The organism is Rugosimonospora africana (assembly GCF_016862975.1).
GTDB lineage: Bacteria > Actinomycetota > Actinomycetes > Mycobacteriales > Micromonosporaceae > Rugosimonospora > Rugosimonospora africana.
This window is the reverse complement of record NZ_BONZ01000017.1, coordinates 100216-111848: the sequence shown is the minus strand read 5'-3', so window position 1 is coordinate 111848 and position 11633 is coordinate 100216. Positions and strand designations below refer to the sequence as shown.

7 protein-coding genes and 2 tRNA genes are annotated in these 11633 nt (G+C 71.9%); 1 reads left to right on the top strand and 8 read right to left on the bottom strand.

Annotated elements, in window-relative coordinates; genetic code table 11:
* Positions 1-43: 43 nt before the first annotated feature.
* The 8 genes from Raf01_RS10325 to Raf01_RS10290 form a co-directional block, all read right to left on the bottom strand.
* Positions 44-114, bottom strand: a tRNA-Cys gene (locus tag Raf01_RS10325).
* 24 nt (positions 115-138) lie between these two features.
* Positions 139-211 (bottom strand) — tRNA-Gly (locus Raf01_RS10320).
* A 250-nt stretch (positions 212-461) separates the two neighbouring features.
* Complete coding sequence (locus Raf01_RS10315) at positions 462-3581, bottom strand: ExeM/NucH family extracellular endonuclease (RefSeq protein WP_239133504.1); 3120 nt, start codon at positions 3579-3581, stop codon at positions 462-464.
* 254 nt (positions 3582-3835) lie between these two features.
* Entirely contained in the window at positions 3836-4834 is a 999-nt protein-coding gene (locus Raf01_RS10310) for a TAXI family TRAP transporter solute-binding subunit (RefSeq protein ID WP_203917554.1), read from the bottom strand.
* Positions 4831-5256, bottom strand: coding sequence for a roadblock/LC7 domain-containing protein (locus Raf01_RS10305; protein ID WP_203917553.1), 426 nt, complete (start codon positions 5254-5256; stop codon positions 4831-4833). The genes Raf01_RS10310 and Raf01_RS10305 overlap by 4 nt, the downstream gene beginning before the upstream one ends.
* 128 nt (positions 5257-5384) lie before the next feature.
* Positions 5385-8012, bottom strand: a complete 2628-nt coding sequence (locus tag Raf01_RS10300; protein WP_203917552.1) for a sensor histidine kinase — start codon at positions 8010-8012, stop codon at positions 5385-5387.
* 473 nt (positions 8013-8485) lie between these two features.
* Complete coding sequence (gene bioD, locus Raf01_RS10295; protein ID WP_203917551.1) at positions 8486-9247, bottom strand: dethiobiotin synthase; 762 nt, start codon at positions 9245-9247, stop codon at positions 8486-8488.
* Entirely contained in the window at positions 9235-10491 is a 1257-nt protein-coding gene (locus Raf01_RS10290; protein ID WP_203917550.1) for an 8-amino-7-oxononanoate synthase, read from the bottom strand. The genes bioD and Raf01_RS10290 overlap by 13 nt, the downstream gene beginning before the upstream one ends.
* A gap of 88 nt (positions 10492-10579) precedes the next feature.
* Between Raf01_RS10290 and bioB the strand changes: the two genes are divergently transcribed.
* Complete coding sequence (bioB, locus tag Raf01_RS10285; protein ID WP_203917549.1) at positions 10580-11617, top strand: biotin synthase BioB; 1038 nt, start codon at positions 10580-10582, stop codon at positions 11615-11617.
* Positions 11618-11633 lie beyond the last annotated feature (16 nt).

Genomic DNA, 11633 nt, shown 5'->3' with positions numbered 1-11633 from the left:
GGGAAGCGCTCTCCCGCTGAGCTAATCGCCCTTGATCCTGCTGAGGTGGAGACGGGATTTGAACCCGTGTACACGGCTTTGCAGGCCGTTGCCTCGCCTCTCGGCCACTCCACCGAGGTGGTGCCTCTGGCGGCCCCGAGCGGACGACGGGACTCGAACCCGCGACCCTCACCTTGGCAAGGTGATGCGCTACCAACTGCGCTACGTCCGCACTCTGTCCCCGACTGTTTCCCGGCGACGGATGAGAACTCTAGCCCAGCGTCCCACCGTCTGACAAACCGGATCCCGGTTTTGGCGCGTCGCCCCACCCAGCCAGCGTCACGCCCTCAAGATCACTAGGAGCCCGAAGATCAAGACGGTCACTAAAAGGCCCGGCTCGTCAGATGGCCTGTCCGGCGGGCGCAAGACAAAGGGCCGCCTCCGACCCGTGGTCGGAGGCGGCCCCGTCGCTGTACGGCCGATCAGGCGGCGGGCTTCCAGGGGCCGTAGGGCTGGCCTGGAGCCTGGTTCCGGGTCCACCACTGGGCGACGTACTTCTTGCCCTGGTACACCACGACGTCGCCGGTGTTGAACACCCGGGACGGCGTCCAGATCGCGGTACCGTCCGCCGCGGTCGACATCTGCTCCCACGGGCCGTAGGGGTCGCCCGGCTTCTGGTTCTGCGTCCACCACATCGCCTGCCAGGTGGAGCCCTGGTAGGTCACCGTGTCGCCGTTGTTGTAGACCGTCGAGGCGTTCCAGGCCGGTGCCGTCGGCGTGACCGGCAGGTTCAGCCCGACGACCACCGGGTCGTGGTCGGAGGCCGCGAACGGGTCGGTGCCGTCGAACAGCTGGGCCGCGTTGTAGTTGTAGCGGCTGTAGGCGTAGGCCACCGCCTCCTGTGCGTTGATCTGCCACACGTCCGCGCCGGTGACCATCGCTCGCGCGGTCGGGCTGGCCAGCACGTGGTCGAGCGAGCCCTCCAGGCCGTTGAACGAGTACGTCCACTCCGTCGGGTCGAGCGCGCTGCCCAGGTCGGTGTACCCGTCCCCGTACAGGGTCTGCATCGGGTCCTCGTGCGTGTACGCGTTGAAGTCACCGAGCAGGAACACCCGGTCGGTACCGAGGCTGGACGCCGTCTGCGAGGCGAACGCGGCCATGTCCTGCGCCTGGTGCACCCGGGTCTCGTTGAACGCACCCTGGTCCACGGCCGGGGACGAGGTGTCCTCGGCGTCGCCCGGGTACAGCGGGCTGCCGTCGGCGCCCTTCGACTTCAGGTGGTTGGCCACCACCAGGAAGGCGTCCTTGTCGGTGGCACCGGCCTTCTTGAAGCCCTGTGCCAACGGCTCACGGGCGATCGAGAACGGCTGGCCGGGGCCGGAGTCGCCGGTCAGCACCGTCGACGCCCCGACCAGGGCGACGTCGGCCGGCTTGTAGATGAACGCGGTACGGATGACGTCCTGGTCGGCAAGCGGAGGGAGCTTGTCGGCGGACGGCGACGGCACGTAGGCCCAGACGTTCGAGCCGGCGGCCGTGTTGAGCGCGTCGACGAGCCCGGCCAGCGCGGTGTCCCGCGGTTCGCCGAACTTGGCCGAGTTCTCGATCTCCTCCAGCGACACGATGCTGGCGCCGAGCCGGTTGATCCCGGTCACGATCTTCGACTGCTGGCGGGCGAAGTTGGTGTCGTCGGCCGCGCCACGCGGACCGGCGCTGCCGTCGGTGCCGGTGCAGGTGTTGACGCCGATCCGGTTGCCCTGCCGGTCGGTGTAGTACGTGCAGGTGCCCAGCCCCTTGGCGACGTAGTCCTCGCCGGTCATCGGGAAGTAGTTCTCGACGTTGAAGGTGGCCAGGCGTGCGCCGCCGCCGACGTTGGCCGGCTGCTGGTTGCCGGTACGGGTGTCACTGAACGTGGCGACAGCGGCTCCGTTGTCGGTGACCTGGTGGGTCGGCTGGAAGTTCCACAGCGAGAACCGGTATTCGAGGATCACCGGCTGGTGGAAGGTCACCTTCGAGCCGACCGAGACCGGGTTGGTCGGGGTCAGCCAGGGCAGCGGGGTGTTCTGGTTGGCGCTGGTGCTGTAGTTCACGCTCGAACCGTCGTCGAGCGTCACCATCCGGGCCGCGTTGTCGGCCACCGCTGCCTGCGCGCCGGCGCTGCCCGCGGTGCCGGCGTCGGTCGGCTGGCGCAGCGGGGTGTCACCGGCGGCCAGGGTGAAGGAGCCGTACCAGTTGGCGTCGTAGTTGTCCGACACGGTGAAGTCGCCCTGGGGAGCGATCAGCTCGCCCTCGTGCGCCTCCTTCGCGACGTCGGTCGTCAGGTCCGACCACGGGATCTGGTCGGGGACGACGGCCGGCAGCGCGGTGTCGAGCTGGGTCACGGTCGGGGACCCGATCTCGGTCTCCCCCTGGAACTCGCTGACCTGGCCGGTCACCTGGACGCTCTCGCCGATGGTGACCTGTTTCGCCGACGTGGACCCGAACACGAAGACCGCGTCGGAGGCGCCGGGGGTGTGGTCGTCGGCCGAGGCGCCGCCGGCACCGCCGGTCTCCAGGAAGAAGCCGTTGAAGCCGCCGGTCGCGTAGGCCGCGGTGACGACGCCCTCGGTGGTCACGGTCTTCCCGGCGTACGGCGAGGTGTCGGTGTTGGTGCCCTGGATCGACGCGATCGGCACGACGGTCGGGGCGGCCCCGGTGACCTGGAAGCTGAAGGTCGCGGAGCCCTTGGCGCCGGTCGAGTCGGTGGCGGTGACCGTCACCGACGACGTGCCGGCGTCGGTGGGGGTGCCCGAGATGGTGCCGTCCGGGGAGATGCTCAGCCCGGCGGGCAGCCCGGTCGCCGTCCAGGTGTACGGCGCGGTGCCGCCGGAGGCGGCGAGCGACAGTGCGGTGATCGCCGTACCGGCCGTGGCGTTCTGGGTACCGGGGTTGGTGACGGTGACCGTACCGGTGCCCGGGCCGGAGTCGGAGGCGGCGTTCTGCGGGGTCGGGGCGACGACGTGGAAGTCGGTGGCGTTGTTGTCCGTGTCCGTGCCGGCCGCGTCGCGCTGGTAGCTCAGTGTCAGGGAGTTGCCGCTCGGGGCGCTCCCCTCCGGAGAGTTGCTGGTCCCCCAGCCGATCTTGTCGATCACGGCCGGGTCGGTGGGCAGCACGCCCGCCGTGCTGGCCGCGATGAACAGCGTGCCGCCGCCGGCGCCCGGGTTGACGCTGCCGCCGGTGCTCAAATCCGGTGCGGGCAGCGGTGCTCCGGGGTCGGTGCTCGCGTTGTTGCTCGGCAACTGGATGAGGAAGTGACCGTGCCCGGCCACCGTCCCGGAGAGCGCGAACACCTGCGAACCGCTGGGCACCACGGTGCTCGTGGGCGCGCGGTACTGGAGCGTGTCACCGGTGAGGGAGACCGCATCCGCCGCCGGGTTGTAGAGCTCGATGAACTTGTTGAGGTAGCTCGCGCCGGACGAGCCGCCGTTGACGTACGCCTCGCTGATGACCAGCCCGGTGCCGGCGGGGTTGGCCGACGCCGGCACGGCGAGCGATGTGCAGGCGATGCCTGCGGTGGTGATTGATAGGGCGGCGATGGTTACTCGCCGGGCAAACGGCGCAGACAAAGACCCGCACCTCCAAGGGGGTCGGTGGTGTATCACAGCCCGGACTATTCACGGGCCGGCATGTGGACGCTAGGCGTCAGTCGTCGATCTCGTGCGGACGATACCTGAACGGCGTATGACGGGCTCAGCAACTTGAGCGGACCGTTCCGGGTGGATCGGGTTGAGCCGCCCGTTCGGGTACCCGGGTCGGCACGAGCGGGCAGGCAACGCCGGCCGGACATGGCCGGTACCCGGCCGATCGGACCACCTGACAGTCAACCGCGCTGGTAGAACCGGGCCGCCCCGGGGTGCAGCGGGACCGGATCGGTCTCCGGTGCCGTGTCGCGCTTGATGTCGTTGGCCACCGGGTGCACCTTGGCCAGCTCCGACTGGTATTGGAACAGCAGCCCGGTCAACTGGTACGCGAGCCCCTCCGGCATCGTCTGGTCAACGACCATCATGTTGGGCTCGGCGACCGTCCGCACGTCGGCGGTCAGCCCGTAGGTGGCCTTGGGCAGCACCGCACCGGTGTAGATGCCCGCGCCGTACAGCTTCGTCAACGCCGGGATCAACCCGTCGACGGGCAGGAACTGGACGTGCCCGCTGGCCTCGCGGAACAGGTCACCGACGCCGGGGGTGGGCAGGCCGCCGGACCAGAACATGCCGTCGATCGTGCCGGCGGCCAGCGCGTCCGTCGTCTGGCCCAGTGACATGGGCAGCTTGACGACGTCCCTGTCCGGGTTCAGGCCCACGGCGCTGAGCATCCGGTTGGCCATCACCTCGGTACCCGAGTTGTGGGTACTCGTCGAGATCCGCTTCCCGCGCATGTCGGCGACCGAGGCGATGTCCCGGTCGGTGCGCACGATGACGTGGGCGTAGTTGTTGTAGATCCGGGCCAGTGCGCGCAACTGCTGGGCCTGCCCGGCGAACGGCCCGGTGCCGTGCAGCGCGTCCGCGGCGTTGTCGGCGAACACCAGGCCGATGTCGACGTTCCCGGTCCCCAGCCGCTTCAGGTTGTCCACCGAACCGTTCGTCGGGGCGGCCACCGCGTCGTACCCGGACAGGTGCCGGTTGATCACCGCGGCGTACGCGGCGCCGACCTCGTAGAACACGCCCGTCGGGTTACCCGTACCCACGGCCAGCTCGCCCTGGTGCCAGCGGCTGCTCGCCGGGTCCTTCGCGACGGCGCAGCCGGCCAGGGCGAGCAGCGGCAACCCGAGCAACGCACGGCGGCTGACCGCCGCCCGGTGCCCGGCGGATGGCGTACCGCTCATAACTGGCCCGCGACCCGGGCACCCGGTTCCAGCGCGCTGGACACCCGGTGCGCCAGCAGTGCGGTCTCGTACCCGACCTGGCCCAGGTCGCAGCCGGAGCTGCCGAGTACGGCCAGGTGCGCCCGGTCGCCGACCGCCATGACCAGCAGCACGCCGTCGTCCATGTCCACCACGGTCTGCCGTACCCGGCCGGTGGCCAGGCACTTGGCGGCGCCAACGGTGAGGCTGGCCAGACCGCTGGTGATCGCGGACAGCTGGTCGGCCCGGTCGACGGGCAGCCCCTCGGAGGCGGCGAGGGTCAGCCCGTCGACGGACACCGCGAGCGCGTGCGCGATGTCCGGTACCCGTCGGGCAAACGTCGTGAGCAACCAGTTGAGGTTGCCTTCGACGGACTCGGTCGAGTGGTCGGTCGGGATGCTCATCATGCGTCCTTCGCTGGTCGGTCAAGCCCGGGCGGACCCAGGTCGAGCTTTCGGAGCGGGGCTCACGCTGTGGCGCCTCGCGAGCGCTGCGGCGCGGGTGCGACGCCTGGTCGGGCGGGAGGCGGTGGTCACGCAGGCGGACGGGGGTTGTCGGTGTGTCGGGCAGCGGCGGCCAGCCCGCTGGCCAGCCCACTGAGACGCGCGCGGATGGCGTCGGGGTCGGGTGGGCGGCTGGGGTCGTCGGCGGGTGCCGGCGGAGTGCGGTCGGTCAGCTGACCGGGCACCAGCAGGCGACCGGGCCGCCGTCGGGGCAGGCCCATGCTCTCGTCGACCCCGCCGGCCGCGCCAGCGGCCGGATAGCCGCCAGCCGCGCCAGCAGCCGGATAACCGCCCGCCCCGGGATAACCGCCAGCCGATGAGAAACCGCCAGCCGACGGATATCCGCCGGCCCCGTTCGGCGTGCCGTTGACCGGGCCACCGGTGGCGCCGTTGTTCGCGCGACCGGTCCCGTTTGGCGGCGGGACCTCCGGCGGGTACGCGCCGTACTGGATCGGGCTGACCGGCGTCGCGCCGGTCGCGGCGTAGCTGGCCGGAGCCACCGCGGCCGGACCGCGGGTCAACGGCGGGATCGGGTCCGCGACGATCGGCGCGAAGCCGCCGACCGCCCGGGTGACCGCCCGGCCGGCGCTGTTCTGCGCCGCCCGCACCGCGTACGGCGCCGGATGCGCTCCGGCGGGCTGCTCTCCCCGGGCCAGCGGCGGCGGTACCGGCGCCAGGATGGCGATCGGCAGCGCCACCAGCGCGGCCGTGCCCCCGCCGCCGGCGCTGCGCAGCTCCACCGCAATCTGGTGCCGTGCCGCCAGCCGGGACACCACGAGCAGGCCCATCGTCCCGGCCAGCTCGGCGGTCAGCATGGTGGTCCGGCTCAGCCTGCCGTTCAGCTCGGTGACCTGGGCCGCGGGTATGCCGATGCCCTCGTCGAAGACCGTGACGGTGACCGTGTCGACGGTACGGCGGGCGGAGACCCCCACCCTGGTGCTCGGCGGAGAATACTGGGTGGCGTTTTCCAGCAGCTCGGCGAGCAGGTGGATCAGGTCGCGGACGACGGGTGCGGCGACCGCCACCTCGGCGACGGCGACCGGTTCGATCCGGTGATAATCCTCGATCTCCGCCGACGCCGCGCGGATCACGTCGATCAGGGGCACCGCCGTCATCACCCGGCCGCCCGGCTCGCCTCCGGCCAGTACCAGCAGGTTTTCGTCGTTACGCCGCATCCGCGCGGCCAGGTGGTCGAGCTGGAAGAGCCGGCCCAGCGCGTCCGGATCGGTCTCCATGCGCTCGAAGTCGGCGATCAGCTCGAGCTGCCGGTTGACCAGCGTCTGGCCGCGCCGGGACAGCGCGACGAACAGTCCGGCGATGTCGAGCCTCATCAGCGCCTGGTCGGCGGCGAGCCGCAGCGCCTGACGGTGCACTGTGGACAGTGCCGCGCCCACCTCACCGATCTCGTCGCTGCCGGCCACGGACAGGGAGTCGGCCCGCGCCGCCGACGTGTTGAGCACGCCGCGCACCGCGCTGGTGTCCGGCGCGGTGGTCAGCGACGTGATGGTGCCGGGCAGCTCGACGCCGGCCACGGTCAGCGCCGCCCGCCGCAACCGGCGCAGCCGCCGGCTGGTGCGTACCGCGAAGAACAGCGCCGCGCCGAACGCGATGCCGATCAGCGCCGTGGTCGCCGCGCCGGTGATCATCGCCTGGTTGGCCGCCGCCGCCTGCCGCTCGCGCGATGTCTGGTCCAGCGTGTGCGACAGGCTCAGCTGTACGTTGTGCATCTCGCGCATGAGGTTGCTCTGCGTGATGTACCAGCCGTCCGGGTCGGCCTTCAACGCCGCCGGCGTCGGTGACGGAGCCAGCACCGCGGAGCGCATGGCCGAGGCCGAGGTGACATCCGGCCCGCTGAATTCCCGGTTGTACAGGGCCTGTTGCTGCCGCGTCGCGTTGCGGCTGAACTCGGCCAACCGCTCGTCCTGCGCGCCCACGAGCTCGGCGAGCTGCGCCTGCTCGCCGGGCAGGAACCTGCCCCGCAGGAAGACCTGGTGAAGCAGGTCGCGCTGCTGGGCGCCGTAATATTCGGCCCGGGCGATGGCGGCGACCGCTCGGGCGGTGGCCGCGAGGTCGGCATCGGCGAGCGCGGTCGGCAGCGCGTCGGCGACCGCGAGCACTGCGTGCCGGATGTCGTCGTACAGGTTGCCCGACAGCGCGTCCTCACCGAGCTTCTGCACCTCGGCCCGGACGGCTTCGAGCGTGCCCAGTTGCCCGGCCGCGGAGTTCAGCACCCCGGCGAGGTTCGGGGCGATCTCCCGGGCCTGCGCGCTGACCTGGCGAAACTTGGTCACGGCGAGGTCGGTCTGGCCCTGCGCCGCGGTCAGCAGCGCGGCGCCGGCTCCGCCCCGGGCCCGCAGCCGGTCGGCCTCGGCGATCTCCTGCTCCAGTTCGTTTTCCACCTGAAGCGCGACGATCGCGGTGTTCGCCACCGCCTCGCCCCGCTTGGCGGCCAGCGCCGAGTGAACGGCGGTGTCGGTCTGTGCGGCTCCGAGCCCGACCAGACCGATCGCGGCCAGCACGATGGGGAGCATCAGGCGCAGCCGGATCGAGTGCAGGCCACCCGTGCGGGTGTGCACCGCCACCTGGTGGCCACGGCCGGCGCGCGGCGCCGCCTCCCCAGTGCCGAGGTTCTCCTCCGTGGCGACCTCTCCCCCCAAACCCGTTGGTGTCTCTGCGTAATCGCCGGACACCTTGTCGCTGACCCCATGCAAGGTTGCTTCTCGCTACACCGGTCCGCAACCCCTCCCAGTCGGGTGATGCCGACCCGGATGGACCATACGGGGCTAAGCCGTTGGTACCCGCCTTGGCGGCATGAAATCGCGCGTGACGTCCTCACTGACCGACCGGTACGGAGTGGTATCGCTTGATGAATTGCCTGTGTGACATGGGTAAGGAGGCGGTCAGGACCGCACTGGATACCACTCATGACAGGCCGGCCACGACCGATCGATGGCCGTCGGCGCCCAACCGCCGGATCCGGCGCCAATCACGGCGGCGGCCCGGACGACCGTGTCGGTTTCGCGACAGTCGATAGCGGACGGTCTATCGCGGAGGCCGCCCCGAGGAGCGGCCGTCGCTGAGGGCGGCCGTCCTGAGGGCGGGCTGTCGCGAGGCTCCCCCGAGGGGCGGACTACCGGGGCGGCTCGACCGGCTCCGGCCACTCCGGCGAACGGCCGGCCACCCCGTCGGTACGCAACCGCAGCGGGTCGGCCCGCCCGTAGAGCAGCGGGCTGAGCCAGGACCGCGCCGATGCCCGGAAGTCCGCCGGCTCCATCGCCCCCGCCCCGTCGGGCAGCACCCCGACCAGCTCGCCGGCCAGGTCGACGAGGTTGCGCCAGTGCACCAGCTCGGGCGTGGCGGGCCACGATCCGATCACCACATACCCGGTCAGCGCGCGCCGGGCCAGCGCCTCCAGGGTGAGCGCAGTGTGGTTGAGGGTACCGAGGCCGGACCGCGCCACGACCACGGTCGGGCACCGCAGCGCGAGCGCCAGGTCGGCGACCGTCCAGCGGCCCTCACCCATCGGTACCAGTAGCCCACCCGCGCCTTCGATCAGCACGACGTCGTGGTGCGCCGCCGTGCGCGCGACCGCCTCGATGACGTCGCCGAGCGCGAGCGGCTCCGCGCCGACCTGCTCCGCGGCGGCCAGTGGCGCCAGCGCGTCCGGGTAGGTGACCAGGTTCAGTCCGGTGGCCGGCGCGGCGAGCCTGCGCACCACGTCCAGGTCGGACTCCTCGGCCGAACCGGGAGCGATGCCGGTCTGCCCCGGCTTGATCACCGCCACCCGCTGGCCGGCCACCGCCGCGGCGGCCGCGATCGCCGAGGTGACCACCGTCTTGCCGACCCCGGTGTCGGTACCGCTGATGATCCACACGTCGGTCACGGCGCACACTCCGCGATGATGTCCAGCGCCTTCTCGAACGCCGCGCGCGGCACCCCGACGTTGATGGTCAGCCGCAGCCGGGACCGACCGTCCGGTGTGGACGGTGGCCGGAAGCAGCCGACCGCGACCCCTCGGTCCCGGCACGCCTGCGCCCAGGCGACCGCCTCGGCCGGACCGGGCGCGCTCACCGACACCACGCCGGCCGCCGGCTCCGACACGTCGTGACCGACCAGGCGCTTGCCGACCAGCGCGGCGCGCTCCGCCGACTCCGCGCGCAGCGCGTCGCCGTCCCGGATCAGCTCCAGCGAGGCCAGCGCGCCGGCTGCCACCGCCGGGGGCAGGGCCGTGTCGTAGATGAAGGTACGGCCGGTGTCCACCAGCTTCGCGACCAGCGCCCGCGGCCCGGCGACCACGCCCCCCGCCGCGCCGAACGACTTCGACAGCGTCACGGTCACCACCACGTCGGGCTGACCGGACAGCCCCGCGTCGGCGACCGCACCGGCGCCGCGGGCGCCGAGCAGACCGACCGCGTGCGCGTCGTCGACCAGCAGCAGTGCGCCGTGGCGCCGGCAGGTCGCGTGCAGTTCGGCAAGCGGCGCCAGGTCGCCGTCCACGGAGAACACCGACTCCGTCACCACCACCGCCGGGCGGGCCTGACGGCCGGCTGGGGGCCCGGAGAATCCGGCCGCTTGACCGGCTCGCCCAGAATTCGGGCGGGCCTGACGGCCGGAGAGAATCCGGTCGACCGCGGCCACGTCGGCGTGCGGTGCCACCACGACCTCGGCCCGGGAGTTCCGGCAACCGTCCACAATGGACGCGTGGTTGTACGCGTCGGACACCAGCAGGGTCCCCGGCCCGGCCAGCGCCCGTACCGCGCCCATGTTCGCCAGGTACCCGGAGGAGTACACCAGGGCGGCCTCGGCACCGAGCAGGTCGGCGACCCCGGCTTCGAGCGCCGCGTGTGCCTCGGTCGATCCGCGCACCAGTCGCGAGCCGGTGGCTCCCAGCCCGTACCGGGCCAGGGCGTCGGCCGCCGCGGCCAGCACCTCGGGGTGCTGGGAGAGTCCGAGGTAGTCGTTGCCGGCAAGATCCACGGCTCCGTCGCCGGCCGCCCTGGGACGCAGCTCACGCCGCAGCCCGGCATCGCGCCGGCGCGCCGCCTCGTCGTCGAGCCCGCTCAGCCAGCCGGCCGGCCCGCCCGCCGCGGGCACGTCGGGGTTGCCCACCCCGGCACCCCGGCTCCGCTCCCCCATAACCCGGCTCCCCCACAGCTGAAAAACAGACCCTGACCTGACGAAACCACCTCGTCAGGCAGGTGAAAGGCGCTTGTAGAGTACGACCATGTCCATCACCACCCCGGACGCCGGGCCCACCGCCACGCTGAGTGACCCGGCGCTCGCCGACGCCGTCGCGTCCGTCCTCGACACCGGGGTCGGCCTCGCCGAGCCCGACATCCTCGCCGTGCTGCGGTTGCCGGACGACGAGTTGCCGGCGGCGCTGGAGGCGGCCCACCGGGTCCGGGTGCGCTGGTGCGGCCCGGAGGTCGAGGTCGAGGGCATCGTCTCGGTCAAGACCGGCGGCTGCCCCGAGGACTGCCACTTCTGTTCGCAGTCCGGCCTGTTCACCTCGCCGGTACGCGCCGTGTGGCTGGACATCCCGGCGCTGGTCGAGGCGGCCCGGCAGACCGCCGCGACCGGAGCGACCGAGTTCTGCATCGTGGCCGCGGTCCGGGGGCCGGACCGGCGGCTGATGGATCAGATGCGCGAGGGCGTCAAGGCCATCCGCGCCGCGGTGGACATCCAGATCGCCGCGTCGCTGGGCATGCTCAGCCAGGACCAGGTGAACGAACTGGTCGAGATGGGCGTACACCGGTACAACCACAACCTGGAGACGGCCCGCTCGTTCTTCCCCAACGTGGTCACCACCCACTCCTGGGAAGAGCGGTTCGACACCCTGCGGATGGTCCGCGAGTCGGGCATGGAGGTCTGCTGCGGCGGCATCCTCGGGCTGGGCGAGACCGTCACGCAGCGCGCCGAGTTCGCCGCGCAGCTCGCCTCGCTCCAGCCGGACGAGGTACCGCTGAACTTCCTCAACCCGCGCCCCGGCACCCCGCTCGGCGACGCCGATCCGGTCAACGCCAAGGACGCGTTGCGCGCCATCGCCGCGTTCCGGCTCGCCCTGCCGAAGACGATCCTCCGGTACGCGGGTGGCCGCGAGATCACGCTCGGCGACCTGGGCACCCGCGACGGACTGTTGGGCGGCATCAACGCGATGATCGTGGGCAACTACCTGACCACCCTCGGCCGGGCGCCGGGCACCGATCTGCAGCTGCTCGACGAGCTGAAGATGCCGGTCAAGGCGCTCTCGGCGACGCTGTGACGGAGCGCAGCCGGAG